Annotated in this window: 21 protein-coding genes, 1 tRNA gene and 3 pseudogenes; 10 read left to right on the forward strand and 15 right to left on the reverse strand. The window is 62.5% G+C overall.

From position 1 onward, the window contains the following. Positions 1-87: 87 nt before the first annotated feature. Positions 88-1,146 (forward strand): LacI family transcriptional regulator, encoded by a 1,059-nt coding sequence (locus tag QNO18_RS06420; protein ID WP_283177015.1) that lies wholly within the window; start codon positions 88-90, stop codon positions 1,144-1,146. 223 nt (positions 1,147-1,369) lie between these two features. On the opposite strand, the gene QNO18_RS06425 is transcribed toward QNO18_RS06420, so the two are convergent. Continuing rightward, complete coding sequence (locus tag QNO18_RS06425; RefSeq protein ID WP_283177016.1) at positions 1,370-1,864, reverse strand: enoyl-CoA hydratase/isomerase family protein; 495 nt, start codon at positions 1,862-1,864, stop codon at positions 1,370-1,372. Between the two features lie 544 nt (positions 1,865-2,408). Between QNO18_RS06425 and QNO18_RS06430 the strand changes: the two genes are divergently transcribed. After that, positions 2,409-2,714, forward strand: coding sequence for a hypothetical protein (locus QNO18_RS06430; RefSeq protein WP_283177017.1), 306 nt, complete (start codon positions 2,409-2,411; stop codon positions 2,712-2,714). A 93-nt stretch (positions 2,715-2,807) separates the two neighbouring features. Here QNO18_RS06430 and QNO18_RS06435 read toward each other — a convergent pair whose 3' ends face one another. Together QNO18_RS06435 and QNO18_RS06440 are read right to left on the reverse strand one after the other, a co-directional pair. Further along, entirely contained in the window at positions 2,808-3,068 is a 261-nt protein-coding gene (locus QNO18_RS06435; RefSeq protein ID WP_283177018.1) for a hypothetical protein, read from the reverse strand. Further along, complete coding sequence (locus tag QNO18_RS06440) at positions 3,056-3,328, reverse strand: hypothetical protein (protein ID WP_283177019.1); 273 nt, start codon at positions 3,326-3,328, stop codon at positions 3,056-3,058. The genes QNO18_RS06435 and QNO18_RS06440 overlap by 13 nt, the downstream gene beginning before the upstream one ends. 372 nt (positions 3,329-3,700) lie before the next feature. Here QNO18_RS06440 and QNO18_RS06445 point away from each other — a divergent pair, with 372 nt between their 5' ends. Continuing rightward, the gene (locus tag QNO18_RS06445) at positions 3,701-4,561 is read left to right on the forward strand and encodes a CHAD domain-containing protein (protein WP_283177020.1); all 861 of its coding nucleotides are present in this window, start codon (positions 3,701-3,703) and stop codon (positions 4,559-4,561) included. A 7-nt stretch (positions 4,562-4,568) separates the two neighbouring features. Here the strand turns inward: QNO18_RS06445 and QNO18_RS06450 are convergent, their stop codons facing one another. Beyond that, the gene (locus tag QNO18_RS06450) at positions 4,569-5,342 is read right to left on the reverse strand and encodes an alpha/beta fold hydrolase (RefSeq protein ID WP_283177021.1); all 774 of its coding nucleotides are present in this window, start codon (positions 5,340-5,342) and stop codon (positions 4,569-4,571) included. Positions 5,343-5,437: 95 nt separating this feature from the next. Between QNO18_RS06450 and QNO18_RS06455 the strand changes: the two genes are divergently transcribed. Further along, entirely contained in the window at positions 5,438-5,806 is a 369-nt protein-coding gene (locus QNO18_RS06455) for a hypothetical protein (RefSeq protein ID WP_198836911.1), read from the forward strand. Here the strand turns inward: QNO18_RS06455 and QNO18_RS06460 are convergent. The 6 genes and pseudogenes from QNO18_RS06460 to QNO18_RS06485 all read right to left on the reverse strand — a co-directional run bounded on the left by QNO18_RS06460 (position 5,730) and on the right by QNO18_RS06485 (position 14,127). After that, entirely contained in the window at positions 5,730-6,584 is an 855-nt protein-coding gene (locus tag QNO18_RS06460) for a DUF817 domain-containing protein (RefSeq protein WP_283177022.1), read from the reverse strand. The two genes, QNO18_RS06455 and QNO18_RS06460, sit on opposite strands and share 77 nt — an antisense overlap. Positions 6,585-6,824: 240 nt before the next feature. After that, positions 6,825-8,986, reverse strand: a pseudogene (locus QNO18_RS06465) (esterase-like activity of phytase family protein). A gap of 78 nt (positions 8,987-9,064) precedes the next feature. After that, positions 9,065-10,108, reverse strand: coding sequence for a magnesium transporter CorA family protein (locus QNO18_RS06470; RefSeq protein WP_283177023.1), 1,044 nt, complete (start codon positions 10,106-10,108; stop codon positions 9,065-9,067). Positions 10,109-10,256: 148 nt separating this feature from the next. Further along, positions 10,257-12,441, reverse strand: a pseudogene (locus QNO18_RS06475) (3-hydroxyacyl-CoA dehydrogenase NAD-binding domain-containing protein). Continuing rightward, positions 12,434-12,916: a cupin domain-containing protein gene (locus QNO18_RS06480; protein ID WP_283177024.1), complete on the reverse strand. Its 483-nt coding sequence runs from the start codon at positions 12,914-12,916 to the stop codon at positions 12,434-12,436. Before QNO18_RS06480 ends, QNO18_RS06475 begins: the two are co-directional and overlap by 8 nt. After that, positions 12,916-14,127: an acetyl-CoA C-acetyltransferase gene (locus QNO18_RS06485; protein ID WP_283177025.1), complete on the reverse strand. Its 1,212-nt coding sequence runs from the start codon at positions 14,125-14,127 to the stop codon at positions 12,916-12,918. The genes QNO18_RS06480 and QNO18_RS06485 overlap by 1 nt, the downstream gene beginning before the upstream one ends. Before the next feature lie 922 nt (positions 14,128-15,049). Here QNO18_RS06485 and QNO18_RS06490 point away from each other — a divergent pair. The 3 genes and pseudogenes from QNO18_RS06490 to QNO18_RS06500 form a co-directional block, all read left to right on the forward strand. Beyond that, a complete protein-coding gene (locus tag QNO18_RS06490; RefSeq protein ID WP_283177026.1) occupies positions 15,050-16,057 on the forward strand; it encodes a hypothetical protein in 1,008 nt (335 codons plus the stop codon). Beyond that, positions 16,054-17,079, forward strand: a complete 1,026-nt coding sequence (locus QNO18_RS06495; protein WP_283177027.1) for a GSCFA domain-containing protein — start codon at positions 16,054-16,056, stop codon at positions 17,077-17,079. The genes QNO18_RS06490 and QNO18_RS06495 overlap by 4 nt, the downstream gene beginning before the upstream one ends. A 167-nt stretch (positions 17,080-17,246) precedes the next feature. Further along, positions 17,247-17,747: pseudogene (locus QNO18_RS06500) on the forward strand (IS21 family transposase); the annotation flags it as partial. Positions 17,748-18,021: 274 nt separating this feature from the next. Here the strand turns inward: QNO18_RS06500 and QNO18_RS06505 are convergent. Then, a tRNA-Gln gene (locus QNO18_RS06505) sits at positions 18,022-18,096 on the reverse strand. A gap of 75 nt (positions 18,097-18,171) precedes the next feature. Here QNO18_RS06505 and QNO18_RS06510 point away from each other — a divergent pair. Next, positions 18,172-19,359 (forward strand): aminoacetone oxidase family FAD-binding enzyme, encoded by a 1,188-nt coding sequence (locus QNO18_RS06510; RefSeq protein WP_283177028.1) that lies wholly within the window; start codon positions 18,172-18,174, stop codon positions 19,357-19,359. Between the two features lie 88 nt (positions 19,360-19,447). Here QNO18_RS06510 and QNO18_RS06515 read toward each other — a convergent pair whose 3' ends face one another. The 4 genes from QNO18_RS06515 to QNO18_RS06530 all read right to left on the reverse strand — a co-directional run bounded on the left by QNO18_RS06515 (position 19,448) and on the right by QNO18_RS06530 (position 23,284). After that, complete coding sequence (locus tag QNO18_RS06515; RefSeq protein ID WP_283177029.1) at positions 19,448-20,854, reverse strand: capsule biosynthesis protein; 1,407 nt, start codon at positions 20,852-20,854, stop codon at positions 19,448-19,450. Between the two features lie 324 nt (positions 20,855-21,178). Continuing rightward, positions 21,179-21,829 carry an ATP-binding cassette domain-containing protein gene (locus tag QNO18_RS06520; RefSeq protein WP_092895495.1) on the reverse strand — a complete coding sequence of 217 codons (651 nt, stop codon included), beginning with the start codon at positions 21,827-21,829 and terminating at the stop codon, positions 21,179-21,181. 218 nt (positions 21,830-22,047) lie between these two features. Continuing rightward, positions 22,048-22,437 carry a Na+/H+ antiporter NhaA gene (locus QNO18_RS06525; protein WP_283177030.1) on the reverse strand — a complete coding sequence of 130 codons (390 nt, stop codon included), beginning with the start codon at positions 22,435-22,437 and terminating at the stop codon, positions 22,048-22,050. A gap of 22 nt (positions 22,438-22,459) precedes the next feature. Next, positions 22,460-23,284, reverse strand: coding sequence for a Na+/H+ antiporter NhaA (locus QNO18_RS06530; RefSeq protein WP_283177031.1), 825 nt, complete (start codon positions 23,282-23,284; stop codon positions 22,460-22,462). Between the two features lie 370 nt (positions 23,285-23,654). Here QNO18_RS06530 and QNO18_RS06535 point away from each other — a divergent pair, with 370 nt between their 5' ends. Both QNO18_RS06535 and QNO18_RS06540 read left to right on the forward strand, forming a co-directional pair. Next, positions 23,655-24,203, forward strand: a complete 549-nt coding sequence (locus tag QNO18_RS06535; RefSeq protein ID WP_283177032.1) for a uracil-DNA glycosylase family protein — start codon at positions 23,655-23,657, stop codon at positions 24,201-24,203. Then, positions 24,200-25,006, forward strand: a complete 807-nt coding sequence (locus QNO18_RS06540) for an SseB family protein (RefSeq protein WP_283177033.1) — start codon at positions 24,200-24,202, stop codon at positions 25,004-25,006. Before QNO18_RS06535 ends, QNO18_RS06540 begins: the two co-directional genes overlap by 4 nt. Positions 25,007-25,129: the final 123 nt, after the last annotated feature.

A 25,129-nucleotide genomic window follows, 5' to 3' on the forward strand; every position in this document is an offset into this window, starting at 1 on the left:
AGTTGTATCGTTGCATTTTTTTGTCATACTCCGGGTTCACGCCATGGCAACACGGGCCGGCGTGTCCGCCCCCGCACACGCCCCGGAGTGAAGCCCCTGACCGACCGTCCAACCACTCCTGCCGATCCGCTGTTGCGCCGCGCTGGTGGCCGGGCAAAATCCCGCCCGACCCTGCGCACCATTGCGGCCGAGACCGGCCTGGCGGTCACGACCGTGTCGCGGGCGCTGGCGCTGGATCCGCAGATCAAAGCCTCGACGCGGGATCTGGTCAGGGCAGCGGCAGACCGGCTTGGCTATGTGCCTGATCGCGCGGCACAAAGACTGCGCACCGGACGCACGCGGGTGGTGCAGCTGGTGCTGAATCTCGACCATGAATTCCTTGGCTTCACCCATGAGCTGATCGGCGGCCTGTCTGACGCGCTGACCGGCACCGGCTATTCGGTGACGATCTTCCCCGATATTCTCGGCAGCGACCGGCTGTCCTCGGTTCGCCGTATCGTCGAGGCGCGGCTGGGCGACGGTGTCATCTTCAACCGGACCGAGCCCTTTGACCCGCGCGTGCGCTATCTGCTGGAACAGGGTTTTCCCTTTGTCAGCCATGGCCGCACCGAGTTTTCCGCCCCCCACCCCTGGGTCGATTACGACAATGAAGCCTTCGCCCGTCTCGCGGTCGAGCGGCTGATCGCCCGGGGCCGCAAACGCCTGATGATCGTGCTGCCCCCGGCGAATTTCTCCTTCGCGCAGCATCTTCGCTGGGGGGCTGTGGCAGCGGCAAAGGCGGCAGGCATCAGCTGCGAGATTCCCGAAGCGATCAGCCTCGACACATCCGCGGCCGAGACCATGGCCTGGCTGCGCCAGCGCCTGTCGCAGCCAGACCGCCCCGATGGCATCATCGGCGTGGGCGAGGTCTCGGCGATGGCCGCGCTGGCCGCGATCAGCGATTGCGGGCTGGTGCCCGGGCGCGAGATCGATGTCGTGGCCAAGCGCGCCTCGGCGATTTTCGATCTGATGCGGCCCCGGATCGACACGATGGTGGAAGACCTCCGCCTTGCGGGGCGCAGCATGGGCGAGATGCTCTTACGCGCGATGGCGGGCGAGGAGCCGTCGCGCCTTCAGGTCCTGCATCAGCCGCTGGTGGATTTCTGACCGGCTCACCGCATCCAGTTCGCCCACGTGCGACCGATGCGCCTGACCACCGATTTCGGTTCGAGATAGTCCTCACGCCCGCAGCGACCGTTTTCGCGGCCAAGGCCTTTTTGGTTCATGCCGCCGCTCGCAAGATCGCCTGTTTGGCGATCTTGCGAGCGGCGGCGAGGAATTATGTACGATTTATGTAATTAGCTCAGGCCAATGTGACCTCTGTGGGGCGTCAGGCGTCCGAAAAATGATATTTCTTGTAGGACCACTTACGCGAGCTTTCGCGAGAAAGCTGCGTTCGCGACGAGTCCGGCGCGATGCCGAGGCCGGTTTTCGGCAGTGAAATCGTCGCGCCCGGCACCATCACGCGCAGGTCGCAGGCGCATGTCAGCTCCAGCCCGCCGCCAAAAGCGTGACTCTCCATCAAGGTAAACATCGGCTGCGCCGGTCGCGCCAGCCGGTCGAAGATCCGATGCCCACTACGCACCCAATGCCGGGCGAAATCCCGGGGGCTCAGCCCGCTCCAGCCGGTGATATCGGCACCCGGGCAGGAGCATTTTTCCGGTGTAGCGGTGACCAGCGCCCGGCGCGCTTGGCTTGTCTCAATCGCGTCGAGAAGGGGGGCAAATTGCGCCAGCATATCGGCACTGAAACAGGTCAGCTGTGCCGGATTTTCGAGCCGGATCCCGACTATCTGCCCATTGCGGTTCAGATGCACCGCGCTCATGGTGGCCATCCCATCGGCCCGGAGCCATGGAGCGAGAGCGGCATGCGTATCGCGTTTTCCGCAACTCGGACCCGTCCCCGGCTCGTGGCGGGGATGTCGCGGGCGCGCAGCAGAGAAAGTGACATGTTCGAATTTCTCAACCATCCTGATAAATTTGACAGGTATTGCAAAAGAAAAGCCGGATCCTGTCAATCCGACCCCCGCCTTTGTCTGGAGCCAGCCCGAGAAGGCGATCGTCCTCGCATGCGAAGTGATGTCGACAAACCCGCCGCAACCGGCGGTCAGACGGGTTTTTTACCAGATTTCGCGACACTGACATTGCACTCGGTATCCATCTCGGGAAGGACAGGAACGACATGTCGAACCCGCGCCCTGGAAATAGATGACTTGCTGCGCTGAGGGCACATAGGCAAATGAATTGGGGGTGTAGTCGGTCCGGCACTTGCCGCCCATCGCACCTTGTTCTATCGCCCGGGTCTCCGCCTGTGGACGACCGCCTTCCAGCAGGATACGCGCCACCATGACGGAAATGCCGAAACCGTGATTGGCGGTCTGGCCGCCCATCAGTTCCATCGCGGCGCGCGATGGCTTGTTCGATCCTGTGTTCGGCTCAGGTAAAGCTCTCTCCGGGGCGCAGGATCTGCCCGGAAATCGGCGTGTTGTAATCGGTTCAAGTAGTCTGGCGCTGATGGGGATCCAGGACCACGAGATCCAGCAGATTCCCCGGAACGCGCACATCAAGCGTTCTCAGGAATCCGGCCCAGGTTTCCGCGAAACCTGGGCTATCACCAGTTCGCCTTTGTTGCGGGTGGCGATTGCCTGTTCCCGGCCGCCAAGACAGGCACCCTGATATCCATAGGTAAGGTTGCCATTTGTGTCGGAAGTGGAGATGCGGAGCGTGCAAATATCGGAATAAATGTTCGGAAAGTGTAATCAGGTCTCGTCACCAAACTCGGCGCGGCGGGTAATCGGCCAGCTTGCGGCACACGCGTTCATCGCGCAGCATATCGAACACAATCCCCGACGAGGTTTTCCAGACCACGACCTCGTCTTCGGTGATCATCTTCCAGAACTCCGGCGTCGGCATTTGCGAGCCGTTGGCAGGGTAAGACCCGACCAGAACCTTTGAGATCAGCCCGACCTGCGCGAGCCAGTCGATCCACTTGACGCCAGATATATCGTCAGCCGCGCTCAGGTGCAGCATGGTGATCCCGGGCGGATGTTGCTTCTTCTGAAGCACACACCAAGGGCGCGCAGCTCGAAATCCGGGCAGCCAAGGGCCGAGTAGGAGAAGACGGTGACAGTGGCGCCAACTTTGATATGGGCCGCGGCCTCGGCGTCGGTGATGATCCCGGCGCCTCCGGTGATGCAGAGACCGGTGGCGGAGAAGGGATGGGTAGGGCTCTCATGGCTTTGCACCATGGCGCCCGATGGCATCTGCCAGACCGGTATGGCTGAAGCCACTCCCCTGACCCATGCCCGGGGCCGACATTCCCGCGACCAGCGAGACGGGGTCCTCATTGAACAAAAATCGCACCGTATCAGTGTCATGAACGGCGATGTCCGGGATCACCCCACTCCTCCGTCGCAGGACAATCGCAGCCGCGCGCGGCCGAGGTGCTGACCATGCGCCGGACCTCGCCCCTGGATTGCGGGCGTTGTTTCGCGTGATGCCGCAGATGAGAATTATCCTGGATCGTTCCAAGAGATAGAACGTTCCAGATCATATGCCAATCTTGCTGAATCTGCCTGGCTTTGCGGCATTGTTACAAAAACTTCACGCAGGCGATCCACATTGCCGGGATATAACGCGGGCGTATGCCCCTGGGGAGTGATGTGACCGAAGCCGTAACGCCCATGCCCGTCCTCTCGCCGGACACCAGCTGCGAGGACGCCCTTGGACAGCTGATCATCGGCTGCTGCGCCGCGCTCGACCGGCAGCTGGCGGTTTTTCTGGAAACCGAAGACGAAAGCGGCCCGCATAAGGCCCGGGTCGCGCTGCGCCGGCTGACGACGGCGCTGGACGCTTTCGCGCCGATCCTCAGGCGCAAACAGGCGGGGCAGGTGCGGTCAGCCGCAAAACGGCTGTTCCGGGCGCTTGGCGAGGTGCGCGATGCCGATGTCTTCCTCGCCTCGCATCCGGGCGACAGCGAAACGCTCGGGCGGCGTACGCTGGAGATCCGCCGCAAGACCCGCAAGATGTTGCGCGACAGCAAGGCGGTCGGTTTCGCGCCAGGGCTTTTGAAGCTTTACGGCTCGCAGGAGCTGTTCAAACAGAACCGCCGCAGCCAGATCGTACGGGCCGCGCCGGTGCGCCTGCTCGCCGGGCTGGTGATGGGGGATGCCTGGCGGGCCGCGCGCAGCCATGGCGATGACCCCGCGAAGATGGAAGAGGTCGCGCGGCATGATTTCCGCAAGGATCTGAAGACTTTGCGCTATCTGGGCGAGTTCTTCCAGGACTTCTGGCCGGCGGAAGGCTGGCAGCTGTTCCTGGCCCGGATGCAGGAATTGCAGGATGAGCTGGGCCTGCTGAATGACCTTGCCAATGCGCGGCAAAAGGGGCGCGAGGGCGAGCGCACAGAGGTCACCGCGGCGCTGAAACGCGCCACCGGGCTTTGGGGCGCGCTCAGCACGATGCCGCCATTCTGGCTGCCGGTTGCGCCCCCGGCTGCGGCTGATCCGGAACCCGATCTCTGACCCGGGGTCAGGCGTTCAGAAAGACGCGGACCGTTTCTTCGAATTCACGCGGCTTTTCGGCATGGAGCCAATGGCCGGCGCCGGGCAGTTTCGCGAAACGCGCATGCGGGAACAGCGCGCGGATGGTTTCGCGGTGTTCGGGGCGGACGTAATGGCTCTCGGCGCCGGTCAGGAACAGGGTCGGGCCGTCGAAATGGCCTTCCGTCCCCGGCCAGCCGATGATCTTTGCCATATCGCGTTCCAGCACATCAAGGTTGAGCCGCCAGACCGGCCCGCCTGCCGCCTTAAGATCCAGCGATTGCAGGAAAAACGCCCGCAGTGCCGGGTCATCGACAAGGGCCTGGAGCCGCCGGTCGGCCTCGCCGCGCGAGGTCAGGCCGGTCAGATCCAGCCCCCGCATCGCGTGGATATGCGGGCTCTGATCGTGATTATAGCCGACCGGCGCGATATCGGCGACGATCAGGCGGCGGATCAGCGCGGCTTTGGTCAGGGCCAGCTGCATCGCCGCCTTGCCCCCCATGGAATGACCCAGAAGATCGACCCTACCGCCAAGGCTTTCGATCACTTCGGCCAGATCCCCGGCCATCGACGGATAATCCTGGATCCCGGCGCGCGGGCTTTCGCCATGGTTGCGCATATCCACCGCCACCACATCGCGCCGGTCGGCCAGCCGGCGTGCAATCGCGCCCCAGTTGCGCGCCGAGCCAAACAGGCCATGCACAATCAGGAGCGGCACAGAGCCATCGGGGGCGGAAGCGGGGTGACGGACTGTTGCAAGCATGAACGTTTCCATATCGAAACGAATTGTCCCGAACCAGAGCTGTTGCGAAAACCTCAGGTAAAACGGATAATTTCTGCAGATTGTGAGGACAGATCATGAGCGCGGTCACCATCCGCCAGATGGCCGGCAGGGTCGAAGAGCTGCTCGTCGAGCGGGTCGGCGCGCGTGGGCGCGATTTCGATCAGAAGCTGCGTCATGCCGGGCGCAGATTGCCGCGCCGCGTTCGCAAATCGGCGGCGGCGCTCGCCCAGGCAGCGAATATGACCCAAAACCCAAGGCTGCACGCGCAGATTGATGAGGGCTCTGTCGCCCGCGATTACGATATCTGTCTGCGCTACCTCTCGCCGCTGGCGCGGGGAGAAGGGCGCCGGGGGCGCGGCAGTGTGCTTACCTCGATTGCCTTCTCGCTGATTGTGGTTGCAGCGGGATTTGTGGGCTTTCTGATGTGGCGCGGACTGATCTGATCGCATCCCGGTTTCTGGCGCGGGGCAGGGGGCGCCCGGGCGGGTAAAGCGCCTCGCGGCTGACCAGCGAGACCGTCACAAAGGCCACATAAAGCAACAGATACCAGGATCCGATCTTGGCAAAGCTGACGAGGTGGTCCGGTCGCTGCCCGGCATAAAGCCATGTGCCGGTCAGGGTTCCGATATTCTCGGCGATCCACAATGCCAGCGATGACAGAAATGCGGCAAGCGGCAGCGGCATCCACCAGTCCCGGTCCGAGATGCGAAACCAGATCCGGGTGCGGCCGAACAAAAGCACCGTGGCGACAAACAGGAGGATACGGATATCGGGCAGGACGTGATGGCTGAAGAAATTCACATAGATCGCGCCCGCCAGGATCCAGGTCAGCCAGAGCCGTGGATAAGGCGCAAAGCGCATCTCGAAAATGCGGATCACCCGGACCATATAGCTGCCCACCGCCGCATACATGAAGCCCGAGAACAGCGGCACGCCCATTAGCTTCAGCAGCCCCGCCTCGGGATAGGCCCATGACCCGGCGCCGACCTTGAACCATTCCATCGCGGTGCCGGTCAGGTGGAAGAGGAGGATAACACGCGCCTCGTCCCAGGTCTCGAGCCTCGTCCAGAGGAACAGGGCCTGGATGGCCATCGCGAAGAGAAACAGGAAATCGTAGCGCGCCAGCGCCCAGTCGGGCTGCCAGACCGCGCGGGTGATCAGGATCGCCACCAGCAACAAGCCACCAAACAGGCAGGCCCAGCCCTGTTTCAGCACGAACATCACCAGCTCTGCGAGGCCATAGGGGGCAGGGCGGCACGCACCCTTGTGCCCATATGGCGTTCAAGGCTGCGGGTGGTTCGGGGCTGCGGCGACATGATACCTGGTACGAAAGGGCAGAACCGCCGCAGGATCCGCTGGCACAAGACCCTCCGCAAGGGGGGATTTCTGCCACGCGGTCTGGCGCAGAACAGGAAAAGGCCGGGTGGAGCCCGGCCTTTTATCAGTGAGAGAAGGGTCTGATCAGAACTTTCCGGCGTTCCAGAACAGGGTCTCGCCCGAACTGTCATCGACGCCGTCATTATCGGTGACGATCCAGGCATTGCCCTCGTGATCGAATGCCAGACCCTCGACCTTGTCGACCACATAGCCATTGGTCAGCGATTTCAGCTCAGGGATCAGGTCGCGAACCTCTTCCTTGGTGATGACGGGCAGGGTCTCGCCCAGTTTCACCGGCTTCAGATCGGCCAGCTTCACGCGGAAGATCTTTTTCACCACCGCCGCATCGCCGATCAGATTGTCACGTTCGATGACATAGGCATGATCGCCATGGACGGTCAGTTCCGACAGCCCCATCCAGCCCTCGCCCTTCGGCTCCAGCGGATAGGCGACGGCGCTCCATTCCTTTGCGTCAAGGTCATAGGCCAGCAGCTTCACCTGACCCTTCGGATCATCGCCCCATTCGCGCTGCATCGCCACCCAGAGCACATTGCCGACCTTCGCGATCCCTTCGGCGCCAAACCGGGTCTGATGCGCCAGCAGTTCAACCGGCAGCGAGATCTCTTCCCTGATCTCGCCCTTTGCATTCACGCGCAGGATCGCATGCGGCACCAGTTTCTCGGCATTGCCCTCATTCGCCAGCCAGAAGCCGCCTTCGCCATCCGAGGTCAGCCCTTCGATATCGAGCTTCTGCGCCGGCTGGCCGCCGCGCGTCACCACGGTCTGGGCGACGATCTTCGCCGGGCTTTGCGTGATGTCGATCTCATAGATCGAGGGCATTGCCGAATAGACGCTGTCGGAGGCGGCGAAAAGGCGGCCTTCGACGCCCTCAACCGAGGCCAGCGCCCCAAGCGCGCCCCAGCCGATCAGCTTCTCTGCCCCGGCAGAGGTCAGCATCGGATAGGCGGGCGCGGCATCGGTCAGCTCATAGATCATCACATGCGCCCGTGCGGCGCCGTCCTCGCCCAGATCGGCCTCATTCGCGGTAACCAGCAGGTTGCGCGAAGGGATTGCCATCACGCCTTCGGGCGAAATCCCCGAGGGCAGCAGCTGGGTCAGTTTCGGGGCGGCAAGGTCGGTCACATCATAGACCGCCGCGACCGAGCCGCGCTCGGACAGAACGAACAGATAGGGCGTATCGCCGAAACGGGCGAATTCCATGCCCTCCGGCTCGATCCCTTTGGCTTTCGAGCGTTTTTCGGGGTAATGGCCGATCCCGATGATTGCATGTTCCAGGCTGTTGCCGGAATCCCAGATAATCGTGCCGTCCTTTTTCCAGATCGTGAAGCCGCGGGAGCCGCCCTTCCAGTCGCCTTCATTGGCGGTTGCGAAATGGTCATTGTCGATCCATTGCACGCCATCGGGTTCGCGCGGGAGCGGGTCGGTTGTGGTGGTGAAGTCGAGCTTGCCGTCGGTTTTGGTATCGACATTCTCCAGCACGACCTCGCCGGCAGAGAAATGCGCGGCGATCTGGCCGTCCGCGCCGATCACCACGATATGGTTGTTTTCCTGCAGCGTGACGACGATCTCGCCGGCCGCATTGATATCGACGAATTCCGGTTCGGGATCTTCGCCGCCAATGCTTGCAAGGCCGGTCATGTCGATCTTTTGCATGGCCGCGCAATCGGGGCGCCGTCTTTCAGCGGCAGCTTTACCACATAGCCCGCCGGCATCTGCGGCAGCCCGCCATCGCCCAGGTCTTCATCGCGCTCATTCTCGATCGCGACGGCGATAAAGCTTTCATCTGGTGCCACCGCGACCGAATCCGGCTGACCGCCCAGATCGCAGGATCCGGTCTCGGTTGCCGTTGCAATGTCGATGATCGCGAGACGGCCCGAGGGATTGGCATAGCTTTCCGAGGTATTGACCCCCACCACGGCCTTGTCGCCGATGATATAGGCGGTGGTCGGCTCGCCATGCAGGTCGATATTGCCAAGCGGTTTCGGGGCTTTGGCATCGGTGATGTCGATCAGGCCAACGCCGCCCAGCGGGCTGTCGGTATAGATCAGCGTGTTGCCGTCCTTCGAGACCGAGATGATCTCGGCCGAGGATTCACGCGATTTGTCCTCGCCATCGGCCATATTGGCGATGACCGGGAAAGACGCGATGCGGTTGAAGCTCTGGGAGAGCGCCGGGCTCGCCAGCAGGGCGAAAACGGAAACTGCGGAAAGCAGGCGGGGGGTCATGGCAGCACCTCAGGTCGTTGCGACCTGTTCCCTAACCGCCGATTGCAACAGCGGGGTGAAGGTGACGACCGACCCGGCTCAGAGCCATTTCTTCCAGCGAAAGAACATCCAGGGCGCCACAGCCGAAACGACCATCATCACCAGCGCCGCCGGATAGCCCCATTTCACCGCAAGTTCCGGCATATGTTCGAAATTCATGCCATAGATGCTGGCGATCAGGGTCGGTGGCAGGAAGACGAAGGCCACCACCGAGAAGACCTTGATGATGTCGGACTGGCGGATATTGATCACACCCAGCGTCGCATCCAGCTGAAACCGCACTTTCTCTGCCTGCACCGCCGCCACTTCGCGCAAGGACCGCACGTCATGGATCAGGCTTTTCAGCTGATCGCGATCGATGCCCTTAAGCGCCTCTTTCGCGGCCACAGCGCCGGGCACCGAAAGATAGCCCAGCACCCGCTGGATCGTCGCAAGGCTTTCATTGATCTTGCCATTGCGGTCTTCGGCAGCCCCGATCCGGGTCACCACGCCCGACAGCGCATCGCTGGCGGCCTTGCGGCTGTCAAAGATCGTCTTTGACAGATCATCCAGCTGGCGGGCCTCGTTTTCCAGGATATCGGCAAGCCGGTCGACCATCGCCTCCATCAGCCCGAGAAGGGTCGCGATCCCGGTCGAACAGGGGGTGTCATGGCGCGCCGCCCAATCGGCGAAAAACGCGAAAGAGCCGGGGCGGTGGTAATGCACCGTCACCAGCCGGGCGGGTTGCACCATGAAGGTCACCGGCCCGATCATGAGCTGTTTCATATCGGGCGAGGCCAGCACCTGGGCGGTCAGATACAGCACGCCATCCTCGACATAGATCCGCGACGAGGGCTCGATTTCCTGCATATCTTCGCGGGTCGGGATGCCAAAGCCGAGCGCGTTCTCGATCAGGTATTCCTCGGCATGGGTCGGCGCCTCGATGTCGATCCAGACCATATCGCGCAGCGCCGCAGTGGCGGCAGAGCTGTCCCCCGGCAGAACCGGGGTTTCGGGGCTGAGCCGGCCAAAGGTCGCGGGGATGAAGTTTTCCGGCGGGACGGAAGCCAGCCGCATGCCCTGGCTCTGAAAGCCTCTGATCATATCCGGACGCCCCTGTTTGCTGCCAGCGCCCTGCGCCGGGATCAGCGGCGAGATTAGCGCCGCATCTCGGCAGAGAAAAGCCCGGGCCCGCCTGGCGGATCCGGAGTTTTCTCCCGACTGTTTCCCTGACTGGTCCCCGGGGACGGGGTCAGGCGGCCCTGGTTTCGCCGGGCTGGCCGTAAAAGCTCGTGCCGTTTTCCGCCATCTCGCGCAGAAGGGCGGGAGCCTCGAAGCGGTGCCCGAATTGCGCGGTCAGCTCGCGGCAGATCTGCACGGCACGCGCCGCCCCGATGATGTCGAGCCAGCCGAATGGCCCGCCTGACCAGGGCGCAAACCCCCAGCCCAGGATCGCGCCGACATCACCTTCGCGGATATCGGTCAACACACCTTCCTCCAGCGCCCGGACAGCCTCCAGCACCTGCGCCATCATCAGCCGGTGCTGCACATCTGTAAGCGAGAGCTGCACCTTGTCGGCGGGGTATTTCCCGGCCAGCCCCTCCCAGAGCCCCAGGCGTTCGCCCTTGTCGCTGTAATCATAAAACCCGGCATTGGTCTTGCGGCCCAGCCGTCCCTGATCCGCCATCCAGAAGATCACCCTGTCGACCGCCTCATCGGGATAATCGGCGCCCATCGCGGCTTTGGTGGCCTTCGCGATCTTCACCCCAAGCTCGATCGAGGTCTCATCGACAAGCTGCAACGGCCCAAGCGGCATCCCCAGAAGTTTCGCGGCATTTTCGACCAGCGCCGGTTCGGTGCCTTCGGCGACCATGCGGATGCCTTCGTTGATGTACGGAATGATGCAGCGATTGGCGTAGAAGAAGCGCGCATCATTGACCACAATCGGCGTCTTGCGGATCTGGCGCACGAAATCGAGCGCCTTCGCTACGGCGCGGTCTCCGGTTTTCCTGCCGCGAATGATCTCGACCAGCATCATCTTGTCGACGGGGCTGAAGAAATGGATGCCGATGTAATTTTCGGGGCGCGCACTCGCCGCCGCCAGCCCGGTGATCGGGAGGGTCGAGGTATTGGTCGCGAAAATGACCTCCGGACCTGCGGCCTCTTCGGCCAGCTTTGTGACGCCTGCCTTGACCTTCGGGTCTTCGAACACCGCCTCGACGATCAGGTCGACCCCTTTCAGGCTGGCATAATCGGTGTGGCGGTGATGAGGCCCAGCACCTCGTCTTTCCTCGCAGCCGTCACCTTGCCACGCTTCTCGCCCTTGTCGAGCAGGCTTTCCGAATGCGCGCGGCCCCGGTCGGCGGCCTCTTGCGTCGCGTCGATAAGCACGACCTCGATCCCGGCATTGGCCGCGACATAGGCGATACCGGCGCCCATCATGCCGGCGCCCAGCACGCCCAGCCGCTTCACCGTCTGATCGGCGACTTTGGGCCGGTTCGCGCCCTTCTCAAGCGCTTCTTTGTTGATGAACAAAGACCGGATCATTGCTGAAGAAGACGGGTTCATCAGCACAGAGGTAAACTGGCGTGCCTCGATCTTCAGCGCCTGGTCAAAGGGCACCAGCGAGCCTTCATAAACCGCCGATAGCAGCGCCTTCGCCGCCGGAAACACGCCTTGCGTCTTGCCGTTCACCATGGCCGAGGCGCCGACAAAGGTCATGAACCCTGCCGGATGATAGGGCGCGCCGCCGGGGAATTTATACCCTTTGTCATCCCAGGGCTTCACCAGATCCGCGTCTTTCGCGGCCAGAACCCAGGCCTTTGCGGCCCCGATCAGATCATCCGCGGGCACCACCTCATCAATCAGCCCGGCCGCTTTCGCGCCCTTCGGATCCGAAAGCTTGCCTTCCAGCAGGATGGGTGCGGCCATCATCGCGCCAAGCTTCCGCGACACCCGCGTGGTGCCGCCGCCGCCGGGAAGATACCAACCTTGATTTCCGGCAATCCGATCTTCGCCTTCGGGTTATCGGCGGCAAAGATGCGATGGGTGGCCAGCGGCAGCTCCAGCCCGATGCCGAGCGCGGTGCCGGGCAGCGCCGCCACGATGGGTTTGGCCCCCTTTTTCGTCCTGAAATCCATGCCCGCGAGTTCGATCTTGCGCAGCACAGTATGCATCTGCATCACGCCGTCAAAGATCGCCTGGGCACCCCCCGCCCGCATCCCCGCCAGCACATTCAGATCCATGCCGCCGGCGAAATCCTTCTTGCCCGAGGTGATCACCACCCCCTTCACGGCCATGTCGGCCAGCGCCCGGTCGATCAGTGCATCAAGTTCGGCAAAACCCGCCATCGACATGACATTCATCGACTTGCCCGGGGTGTCCCAGGTGATGGTCGCCACGCCGTCTGCGTCGAGATCCCAGATGAAATCAGCCATTTTCCTCTCCCTCGGGCTGCCAGGGGCGCCCGTCCTTATGGGTGCAAACACCGGCGCCATCTGTGACGGTCAGCACCATGTCGACATCTGAATAGGTCACCACCTCTTCGCGGGCCTTCGCGCCGATGACGACGAACACCGCCGGCGTATCTCCCCGGTTGATGAATTGATGCCCGTCCGGCGTCCCGGCGGGAAAACCGGCGCAATCGCCCACGCGCATGATCTCTTCACCGTCATCGGTGATCATCACGCATTCGCCCGCCACCATCAGGACGAATTCGTCTTCCGCGCTGTGCCAATGGCGTAAACTCGACAGCGCGCCGGGTTTCAGCGTCACGAGATTGACGCCGAATTGCGTCAGCCCTGCCGCCTGACCGAGCCGCAGGCTTGAGCGCCCCTCCATCATTTCAGCATAGGGCGAGGGGTAGATGGAGCCGGTCTTGACCGGAACCTTTGTCAGATCGAGCTTTTTCATCAGACCCTCTCGATGATGGTGGCGGCGCCCATCCCCGATGCGATGCACAAAGTGGCAAGGCCGAGGGTCAGATCGCGCCGCTCCATTTCGTCCAGCAGCGTGCCGATGATGATCGCGCCCGAAGCGCCCAGCGGGTGCCCCATCGCGATCGCCCCGCCATTTACGTTCACGCGATCGGGCGAGACGTTGAACGCCTGCATGAACCGCAAAACCACCGCAGCAAAGGCCTCATTGACCTCGAACAGGTCGATATCGCCGATTCTGAGGCCGGACTCCTTCAGGATTTTTTCCGTCACCGGCACCGGGCCGGTCAGCATGATCGTCGGATCGGTGCCGATCTTGGCGGTGGCGCGGATCCGCGCGCGCGGCTTCAGCCCATGCGCTTTGCCAAACGCGGCATTGCCGATCAGCACCGCCGCCGCGCCATCGACAATCCCCGAGGAATTCCCGGCATGGTGGATATGGTTCACACGCTCCAGCTCGGGGTATTTCATCAGGGCAATCCTGTCGAAACCGGGCATTACCTCGCCGATGTCTCTGAAACTGGCTTTCAGCGCGCCCAGGGCCTCGGCCGTGGTGCCGGGGCGCATATACTCGTCATAGTCAAGGATGGTGAGCCCGTTGATATCTTTGACCGGCACGATGGATTTTGCGAAACGCTGATCCGCCCAGGCCGCCGCCGCCCGGGCCTGGCTTTCGGCGGCCAGCTGGTCTGCCGCTGCGCGCGAAATGCCGAATTTTGTCGCGATGATATCCGCGGAAATCCCCTGCGGCACGAAATGGGTTTTAAAGGTCAGCGCCGGGTCCACCGCAATCGCTGCCCCGTCCGAGCCCATGGCGACCCGGCTCATCATCTCGACGCCACCGGCGATATAGGCCTGCCCCGCGCCGGCCTTCACCTGGTTGGCGGCAAGGTTCACCGCCTCCATGCCGCTGGCACAAAACCGGTTGATCGAGAGGCCGGGGATCGCCTCGTCCAGATCCGAGAGCAGCACCGCCGAGCGCGCCAGGCAGCCGCCCTGTTCCCCCACTTGCGTGACATTGCCCCAGATCACATCCTCGACCGCATGGCCTTGCAGCCCGTTGCGGGTCTGCACCGCGTTCAGCATCTGCGCCGAAAGCGCGACCGAGGTGACCTCATGCAGCGCGCCATCCGGGCGCCCGCGCCCGCGCGGGCTGCGCAAGGCGTCATAGATATAGGCGTCAGTCATCGTCTTTCCTCCATCCGTCTCAGGCCGGACCTCTCACGGGCCGTCACAATCGCAGGTCAGGTCGCAGCCTGGTGTCGATTTCCGTCCAATACAGTCACTTGCGCCGTCGGGGCCGGGAGGGGCAGGGATCGCTTTCGCAGCCATTCCGGCCTCAGTCTGATGCCGCTGTCCTGTTCATCTTCTTGTCTTTGGTGGATTTGCGCAATGATACCGCTGCGTCACGACATCTCGTAAAACGCATGCGGAGCAGCGGCAGCGCGGGCGAGGGTGCGCTGATTGCCGACCCTTTGTTTCGCGTATTCTCGAAGGCTTAAGGCCTGGGAAGAAGAGAAAGGGCTGGAGGTTGTTCACTTTGGGATGAAGCAGAGGAAGGTGAAGCGGGGCGTGTAGCCCCGAAGAAAGTACTGCGCTTCTTCGGTCTTCATCATCCTTCTTTCCCATATCTATCCCTGTTACCCCCCCCCCCAGTCATATCTTTCCATGCGCCAGGTCAGAGAGTGCCTTATTTAGGGTAATATGCTGATACAGAAATATTTTGGTTGGGAGATGTGGGTAATATGCGCGATCAAACTGATCTGTCCACCTTACACCCTGTGCCTGACCTCTGTTCTTTCTTTTCTCCCTTACATGTACCAAATTTTGCAAAGGACAGCCTGTGCTTGCAATGAAACGTCAGGGTCAACGGTTAGCTCCGGTCGGCGCACCGTGGGATTTGCAAGCTTCGTCTGATCGGATATGAATGGGGTGGGACGCCGTCGCCGAATGACTGCCTAGGGGCAGCAATGCTGCAGGGCGGAATTTTGCCCTGTTACAGCGAAAGAGAATGGTTTTATTTGACGTAACAGGGGTTTGATTGAGTTGCGCATAAAGAGATGATTTCACTGCAGAACCGCTACAAGCTTTGCAAAAGGAAAGTGCCGACATGGTGCAGGTGACTGTTCCCCCTTCCGAAGTGGCATATGAAGTGGTTGATGTATCGGATCTGGGGGCAATGCTCTTGGCGCGATCCCCGAAAGTTCTGGGAGCGACGATAGAAATCGCTGTCGCCGGTACAGGACCTCAGCGCTTGCCGGTACGGGTTCTCGCGGCGCCGCGCGGGGATCTGACTGGCGTAGCGCTGGTGGTGGCGTTCCATGGCGGGGTCAACCGGGAGAAGATGAAAATACCGGCATTTGACGGTCGCTTCATCCTGTCGGCTCCGGATCGGCGCGAGACGATTTTATTGTCGATTGCCGACCCGTCACTTGCGATGGCGGATGATCTCGCGGCCTGTTTTTTTGCCGGCAATCACCTTGGTGACACGCCCGCGCAGATTACTGCCGTGGTACGGTCGGTTGCAGAAAGCATCAAACCTGAGCGGATCATCTTTGTCGGAGGATCCGCCGGCGGCCATCCAGCGCTTTTGCAGGCGAGCCGCTTCGAGGACAGCATCGCAGTCCTGTGTAACCCTTTGACCAACATATCAATCTACTATCAACCTACCGTTCGTCGCTATTATGAGATCTGCTGGCCCGACCTCTCAATCGAGGAGATCGAAAGCCGGATCGTGACCGATGCCTCAATTGTTCTCGGGCCCAGGATGGCCGGCAAAGTGCTTTGGTTGCAAAATGCGACCGATCACCATATCACCAATCAGACCCTGCCAGCGCTTGCGCGGCTGAACAATCCGCAAAAGCTCATGTTCCTCAGCACCTTTCTGCCCGGTCTTGTCGGTCACAACTTTGATCCGGCCCTCTGGGCGCTTTGGGTCAGGGCGGCGGTTGAATCTCCGGACGCCAGTCTGGTCGGCATCGCGGGCTATTTTGCGACGATTCAGGAACGGATTGCTGCGCCCGCCGCGGGCAGGAGTGGCAAGTCAAAGCCGGCTGATCCGCGCCAGATTAGTATCGCAGACCGCATTGCGGCCTGGGCAAAGGAGATCAGGGCATGAGCCACCCTTACTCGGATCTGCCGGAACGAGCCTATTGGCGCGCAGCCGTTGGGGGGCGTCATTACGCCGACCTTAAGGACCTGGCCGAGCCGATCCCTGTGCCCGAGGGTGCGCGGATCGCCACGGCAGGCAGTTGTTTTGCTCAGCATATCGGCCGCCATCTGCGCCTGCGCGGTCAGGGCTATCTGGACATGGAGCCCGCGCCTGATTTCCTGACTGCATCAGAGGCGCGGCAGAATGGCTATGGTCTGTTCACCTGCCGCTATGGCAATGTCTATACCGCCCGGCAGCTCTTGCAGCTGACGCAGGAGGCAATGGGCCTGCGTCAGCCGCTGGATATTGTCTGGCCATTGGGTCAGCGCCATGTCGATGCGCTGCGCCCTTCGGTCGATCCGGTTGGCCATGCGCAGGCAGCGGATGTCCTGGCGCTGCGGGCCCTGCATCTGCGGGCAGTGCTCGATATGCTCAAAACGCTGGATGTGATGGTCTTCACGCTGGGCCTGACCGAGGCCTGGCGCGACAGCCGCGATGGCACGGTTTATCCAACTGCTCCCGGAACCGTGGCCGGAGTCTATGATCCGCACATCCACGAGTTCGTTAACTTCAGCTACGTGGATGTGCTTGCGGATCTGACTGAGTTCCGCAAGCTTTTGCACAGTGTCAACCCGGGGGTCCAGATCATCCTGACAGTGTCGCCGGTGCCGCTGGCGGCAACGGCATCGGGCGGGCATGTACTTGTCGCGACCGGCCAGTCGAAGGCGACCTTGCGTGCGGTCGCCGGTGACCTTGCCCGCAGTCATGGGGATATCTTTTACTTTCCCTCCTACGAGATCATTTCTTCTCATCCGGCACGGGGTATGTTCTTCGAGCCGGACCTGAGGAATGTGAACGATTTCGGTGTCAGTCTGGTCATGCAGCATTTCTTCGGCGCTTTGGGCGCGCACCCGGCTGTGGTCACTGACACGGCAGCGCCTGACACCCCGATTTGCGACGAGAGCCGCCTTGACGTTTCTGCCCTTTAATGGCGCGCTGCACCCGCGGGCCGGATGGTAATCCTCCCCGTTTTAACGGGGTGCATGTTGTTTCTCACCCAGAACTGAGCCATTTAAGCGCATAGTTTTCACTGAGAACTGAGCCATGTGAACCTTCTCCCAACGCGGTTAGCGGCGGGAGCAACTGAGTGATCCACATGGGACTTTTGAACATCATCCGACGCATGCATTTGCGGCAGAATCTGTCGATCCGCGAGATTGCGCGGCTAAGGGGCGTGTCACGGATCGAAGCCATTGGACGCCATTGGTTCGAGACCAATGGCTGAGGCGTGACCAGGCACCTGGCGGCTAATATGATAGAGCCAAAATTTGCAACGCCGGAGCGACCCAGCAAGCTTGATGCCTATGCCGAGAAGCTGGCTGGTTGGCTGAAGACCGAGGCTGGAAAGTCGCGCAAACAACGGCGCACGGTGAAGCAGTTGCATGCCGATCTTGCAGTGCCTGGCTTCACCGGCTCCTATCCCCGGGTTGCAGCTTTTACGCGACGATGGAAGGCAGATCGTCAGCGCGAACAGCAGACTATGGCGCGCGGGATCTTTGTGCCGCTGCATTTTGCCCCCGGTGATGCTTTCCAGTTCGACTGGAGCGAGGATTTTGCGGTTCTGGGCGGCGAGCGCACGAAGCTGCAGATGGCGCATATCAAAGCGTTGCGGTTAGTCGGTGAGTGCGCTGGTTCAGAACACCAAACAACCCCGACAACCCCGACAAGGCACGGTGGCGCGACTCCTGTCACGCGGTGCTGAGTGACCCTTACTTTGCGAATGGGATGGGCGGGGCCGCAAGCCTCGCCCTTTCTACATGTCGAACGAGTCGCTAAGGTGCTGAATGCACCATGTGGAACACCCACATGACTGTAACACATGACGCGAGAGGCGTCTTGCTAAGTCTTTGATTTTATGGAAATAAAACGATTGGCTGGGGCGCCAGGATTCGAACCTGGGAATGGCGGTACCAAAAACCGCTGCCTTACCACTTGGCGACGCCCCAACCGTGAGCGGGTGTTTAGCGAAGGCTCTTGCAGGCTGCAAGAGGGGATATGAAGGAAATTTGGCAGGAGTTTGTATGGCCGGGATCTGGGATGTCATCGTGCTTGGCGCTGGTGCGGCGGGGATGCTCGCGGCGGTTGAGGCGGGACGGCGCGGGCGGCGGGTGCTTGTGATCGAACATGGCGCGAATCCGGGCGAGAAGATCCGCATTTCGGGTGGCGGAAGATGTAATTTCACCAATACAGGGATCGGGGTCGGGAATTACCTTGGGGCCAATCCGCGTTTCGCGCTTTCGGCGCTGAAACGGTTCAGCCAGTGGGATGTTGTGTCGCGATTCGATCAGGCCGGCATCGCCTGGCATGAAAAAACACTCGGGCAGCTTTTCTGCGACGGATCGGCGAAACAGGTTGTGGCCTGGCTGGTGGGGGAAATGCGCGATGCCGGGGTCGAGCTCTGGCTTGCGACCGAACCCGGAGAGGTGAGCCGGTCGGGCGCTGGCTTTCGCGTGGCCACGCCGCGCGGGGTGCAGGAGACGCGCTCCCTTGTGCTGGCCACCGGCGGCAAGTCGATTCCGAAAATGGGGGCGAGCCCCTGGGGATACCGGGTCGCGGAAAGCCTCGGGCTGAAGGTGACGGATACGCGGCCGGCGCTGGTGCCGCTGACATTTGCGGAACAGGAACTGGCCTGGATCTCGCCTCTGGCCGGGGTCTCGGCGCCGGTGCAGATCAGCTGCAGGGGCGGGCGGTTCGATGAGGCAATGCTCTTTACCCATCGCGGGCTGTCGGGGCCGGCTGTCTTGCAGATCTCGAGCTATTGGCGCGAGGGGGACCGGATCTCGGTTGACCTGCTGCCGGGGCGGGAGCGGGATGCAGGCTTTGCCGCATTGCTGAAAGCCGCGAAACGCAAGGGCGGGCGGGGGACGCTGACCCAGGCGCTGAGCCCGGTGCTGCCGGAGCGGCTGGCGAAGCATCTGGGCCAGGGCGAGCCGGGGCCTCTGGCGGAAATGGCGGATGCAAAGCTCGACCAGCTGGCGGCGGGGTTGCATGACTGGCAGCTGGTGCCGGTGGGCTCAGAAGGGTATCGCACGGCCGAGGTCACGCTGGGCGGCGTCGACACTGACGGGCTGGACGCAAAGACCATGGCGGCGAAGGCGGTGCCGGGTCTTTATGTGGTGGGCGAGCTGGTGGATATCACTGGCTGGCTTGGCGGGTATAATTTCCAATGGGCCTGGTCTTCGGGCTGGGCGGCGGGGCAGGTGGCCTGAACGTCGCCGGCAGCCAGAGCAGAATGAAAAAGGGCGGCCCGATGGCCGCCCTTTTTGCTGCTGTTGAAAGGTCAGGACGAATGACGGATCAGGATGAGACCTGTTCGCGCAGGATCGCCACCGTCATCGAAATCATCAGATAGATGCCGATCAGAATCAGCAGCGTCACAAGGGTATTCTCGAAGACGCGGGGATAGGTCGGCACATCGGGCGGCACCGGCGCCACCGAGATCGAGAGATAGCGGGTCTGGCTGTTCGCGGCGATTCGCGCGGTTTCCTTGGCCTGAAGCGACTGCGCCAGCATCATCTGACGCGTCTCGACCTCGGCCTGGGCAAGCCGCAGCTGGCCCTGGATCTGCGCCAGCGAACTCTCGCCGCCCTGACCTTCGGTCAGCCGGGTGCGCAATGTCGCGATCTCGGCCTCCAGCGTGGCGATCCGGCGTTTGACCGGCTCCAGCCGGGCCGCGTTCGGGTTCTGGTTCGCCTCCATCTGCGCCAGGGACAGCCGTTCCTGGATCAGCTGATTGTCGAGTGTGCCGATCTGGGTTGTCAGCAGCGTCAGCTCGGTCTCGGAATTGAGAACCTTGAACTGTTCCTGCAGCGCGATGACTTTCTGCTGCGCTTCGAGCAGTTTGATCTCGGCATCCGTGTAACCTTCGTCCGAGGACTGCATCGCATCTTCGCGCAGGCGGTGGGTGAGCTGGTCGACCTGTTCCTCGGCATAGGAAATCAGCTGCTTCGACCATTCGACCGAAAGCTGCGGATCCGGAGCAATCGCTTCCATCCGGATGATGCCCTCAGACGGGTCATAGGAAATCAGGATGTGGGATTTATAAAGCTTATAGGCGTCTTCCAGCGAGGCCTCGGGTGGCAGGCGCAGAATCGGGTCGATCGCCGCGCCCATAAATGCCTCGCGGAACCCGACATCGCCTTCCAGCCGCATCATCGCCTCGCGCGATTGCAGATAGCCCTGCACCGCGATGGAATCCTGCGAGGTGGCAAGCGAGGTGCCCTGCAACATGCCGCCAAGTGCGCCCCCGGCCTGCGGGCTTTCCGCCTTATGCACCGCGAATTCCGATTTGGTGCCATATTGCCGCGTCGCGACCGACGAAAAATACCAGCCCGCGACCAGCGTCGGCAGCAGGACAAAGATGAACATCCGCACGAAGAGGAGCGCCAGCTTGCGGCGGCGGCGTTTGGCGATGTCCTGCTGCATGCGCAGGATCTCGGCGGCGTGATTCACCTCGATCCGCTGTTCGGTCGAGGGCACCTGGATCGGCTTGATGGTCTGGGGCAGTTGCACGCCGTCGCCGGGCAGGGGCGAGAGCGCCCGCCCGGTGCCGCCCCCCGCCTTGCCGCCGCCACCCTCTCCGGCAGCAGCAACCGCAGTGCCGGGTTCGGCCGAGACCATATCCAGCATCGAGCCGCGCTCAAACGGGTTGATCCCGGCGGCGCGCAGCAGACGCACCGCATCGTGATCCGAGGTCGCGGGCAAGTTGTGGCTTTGCGCAAGGCGGCGGGCGGTGCGCAGCTGGCGCCCGGTCAGCCCTTCCTTGCGGATCGCTGCCAGCTCATGCGCGACCGGATGATTCGCCTCTGGCCCGGCGGAGGGCTCTGGTTCCTGAGGGCTGCCGGCGTTCCCGGCCCTGGCCCCGGATGCGACCGGGCCCCCGCCGTTTCGAATTTCTGATCGCCGAACCCGTCTTCGGGATTGTCGAACAGCATCTCGCCCGGCGTCGCCGTGGCAACGAGCACAGGCGCCGGACGCGGGGCCGGGGCAGCAGGCGTCTCCTGGCGGCGAATGTTGTACCGCGCGGCCTTAAGCATAGTCATAGAGGCGTTTCGCTTCTTCGAGGGTGTCGAACATATAAAGCTGCCCATTGCGCAGCACCGCCGCCTGGCGGCAGAATTTTTCCAGCGTTTGCGCTGAATGCGACACGATGACAACCGTCGCGTTCTTCAGTCTTTCGCGCAAGATGCCACCGGCTTTGCGGTTGAACTCCACATCGCCGGTCGAGGGCATGCCCTCGTCGATCAGGTAGATGTCGAATTCCAGCGCCAGCAGGAGCGAGAAGTTGAAGCGCGATTTCATCCCCGAGGAATAGGTCGCATAGGGCATGCGGAAATAGTCGCCAAGATCACAGACCCAGCGGCAGAAGCTTTCGACATAATCGGGGTCAAGCCCGTAAAGCCGGGCAATATAGCGGCTGTTTTCCAGGGCCGACATCTTGCCCGAGACCCCGCCCATGAAGCCCAGCGGAAACGAGACGCGGCTGGTTTTGGTGATGCGGCCATCATCGGGTTTCTCCAGCCCTGCCATCATCTGGATCAGGGTGGTCTTGCCGGTGCCATTCGGGGCGAGGATCCCCAGAGAGCGGCCCTGTTCGACGCGGAAAGAGGCGCGGTCAAGGATCACCTTGCGCCTTGTGCCGGTCCAGAAGGATTTGGAAACACTGTCGAACTCGATCATATTGTAACCTGCTCCGGGCTATTGGCCCTATGTCCTTCCGTCTTACGGCCTCTGACGCCCCGGGGCGGCAGAGCTATCCACAGACCAGGTGGATAATCCGGCATTTGCGTTAACGCGTTCTGACCAGTGTCGCTGCACATTCTGGCCGCATTATGTCTGCGGCGACAGTCCTGTGACACAGAATTGTGAGCTCCGCGATTTTACGGGGAACGGACGGGTCACGGCGTCGGGGCAGAGGGAGCCGGACCCCGGCGCAGCAGGGCACGCGCGACGAGCACGGCAATCGGGCCGGCAAGCAGGCTGATCGCCATGCCCATCCGTGCCGCCTCCCGCATGGCGCCGCCGGGCAGACTGGCCTCGATCGCAACGGCGGGTACGGTGAAGCCGATTGAAAGCAGCATGACCGACAACACCAGATCGCGCACCCGGAGCCCGCGCGGCAGGCGCGAGCCGAAGATCGCCGCCAGAATAAGGACCACGAGCGCCATCCCCGCCGGTCTTCCGAGCCAGAGCGCACCAAGCATTACCAGCGTGGTCGGCGCGAAGGCCGCGAGATCGACGCCCCCCGGATCAGGCCAAAGAGGAAGAGAATGAGGATGACCGGCCATACGAGAAGCCGGATCAGCCGGTTCAGCGGGTCATGCAGGAAACTTTCGGCCTCGGCGAAAAGGCCAAAGCTGCGATCGGCATGGGCGATGGCCGGCAGGAGCGGCAACAGCCCGAGCGTCGCCGGCAAGCCTGCGGCCGCGACCCCGAACCAGCAGAAGGCGCCCGCGATCGCATAGGGCCAGAGCGCGCCGCCGCGCGCCGCTCGCGCTCCGTGGCGCCCGCGCCGGGGCTGCGGCCGAAGAAACGGTGCACCACCAGCGCCGCGGCCAGCGTAACCAGGAGCCACATCAGCCGCGGTGAGACGGCAAGATTGCTGAGCCCAAGGATCACCAGCGCCAGGATATCGGTGGCAATCGCCAGAAGCATCACCAGATGCAGAGCCGGACGCCGGCCAAAAACCATGCGGCCAAAAAGACAGACCAGCAGCGTATCGCTGCCCAGAGGCGCCTGCCATCCGCCACCGCGCACCGCTTCCTCTGCGGTCTCAAGCAGCGCAGACAGGATCAGCCAGCCCGTGCCAGCCCCGATCAGCCCGCCCGCAGTCATGCCCAGCGGCAGGATCGCACGCCGGCCCGACAGCGAGCCACGCTCCAGCGTCATCGCCTCCCAGAGCTCTTTGCCGATCAGAAAGAAAAACAGCGCCATCAGAATATCGGCAACGATCATAAAAGGCGTAAGGCTGACCGAGCCGGCCCAGACCCAGCCCGGCAGAACCAGATCAGAGATTCGCCATTCAATGAAATCGTAATAGCTGCCTGGATCCAGGTTGACCCAAAATGTCGCCAGCCCGGCGCCGGCCAGGAGGGCCAGGGCAAAGGTGCGGATATGGGGCGAGATTCGATACATGGCGGGCAAGACTACATCGCGGGCAAGGTGTCGGGCAGCTGACCCCTCCGGCTTAGCCATGCCCGCCCTGGCCCGCAACCATGGCTTCCCCGATCACCCCCGGCCTGTTGCAACCTTGCCCGCTTACAGCCGGAGCCCGTGCCTGGTGGCATGTCGGGTATGCCTCCGGCGGGGATATTCAGAGACAGAAAATGAGCAGAAAAAAGTACATTTTCTGTCTCTTAATATCCCGGGGGTGAGACTCCGCAGGAGACGAGGGGGCTGGCCCCCAAGAGCCCGGCTGGTAAAAGAAAAGCACAGTTCCTATTTTCATACGATGGATCTGACCGACGAAATCCGGGCCTGCCGCCTTTGTGAGGCGCGTTTCCAGATGACCGCCACCGCGCATGAGCCGCGACCTGTGGTCTGGTTCCGCCCGGCGCCGGCCGGGCAGGGGGCGCGGCTGATGATTGCGGGCCAGGCGCCGGGCGCGCGGGTGCATCTTTCGGGGCGCCCCTTTACGGATCCGAGTGGTGACAGGCTGCGCATCTGGACCGGGCTCGAGGAGGCGCAGTTCTATGATCTCTCGCGCATCGCCATTGTGCCGATGGGCTTCTGCTTTCCGGGCTATGACGCGAAAGGGTCCGATCTGCCGCCACCCGCAGTTTGTGCCCTGACCTGGCGGGAGCGCGTGATCGCCAGTCTTCCCGATCTGCGGCTCACCCTGCTGGTCGGAGGCGCTGCGATCCGCTGGCATCTCGGGTCGCGCGATGTCACTGCCACAGTCCGTGCCTGGCGCGATTTCGGGTCGCGCGGGATCTTTCCCTTGCCCCATCCCTCCTGGCGCAATACGGGATGGCTGAAACGCAACCCCTGGTTCGGGGACGAGCTGCTGCCGGAGCTGCGCGCCCGGATCCGCAGTGTGATGGAGATGCCATGAGCGAGTCCACGCTTCCCAGTCTGCTTGACGAGGCCCATGCGGCGCTCAGCGCCGATTCCGGCAATGAGGCGGCGCTTTTGCGCTTTTATGACCGGCTCGCGGATGGCGAGCTGTATCTTTTGCTGGAACGCGAGGCGGCGGGAGAGACCCTGGATCCTAAGGTGTTCGATCTGGAATCCGGCCCAGTCGTTCTGGTCTTTGACCGCGAAGAGCGGCTGGCGGATTTCACCGGCGGTATTGCCCCCTGGGCGGCGCTGCCGGGCCGGGTGATTGCGGGGCTCTTGCGCGGTCAGGGGATCGGGCTCGGCGTCAATCTGGGGGTCGCGCCGTCTGAGATGCTCTTGCCTCCCGAAGCGATGGACTGGTTGTCTGAGGCGCTGGACCCCGCCCCGGAGGAAGCGCTTGGCCGCCCGGCGCGGTTCTTCGCGCCTTCCGTCCCGGCGGGGCTGAGCCTTGCGCTCCAGGACAAATTCGCCTCGGCCCGCGGGCTGGCCCGGGCCGCGCTTCTGACCGGCGTCGAATATGATGACGGGCGGCGTGGCCATCTCCTCGCCTTCATTGGCGCAAGACCCGAGGCAGAGCCGGCACTGGCGCGCGCCGTGCAGGAAGCGCTGGTGTTCTCGGGCCTCGACGCGGCGGCGCTGGATGTCGCCTTTTTCGGACCGGATGACAGGGCGCTGACCGCCTTAACGGCTGAGGCGCAGCGGTTCGACCTTCCCGAACCCGAAGCGCCGGTCCCGCAAGAGCGGCAGGCCTCGCCTGGGCCCGGGATGAATCCGGAAAAACCACCTTATCTGCGCTGAGAGTGGGGTGTCATTTAACCCCATATATCAAGATATTGATTTTATTGCATTTTATATGAAATCAACCGCTTGACCATGTCGGCATCATCAGCGATAAGCCCCCATCCGAATTCGCGGGGGGAT

The organism is Gemmobacter sp. 24YEA27, from assembly GCF_030052995.1.
In the GTDB taxonomy this organism is placed as follows: Bacteria; Pseudomonadota; Alphaproteobacteria; order Rhodobacterales; family Rhodobacteraceae; genus Pseudogemmobacter.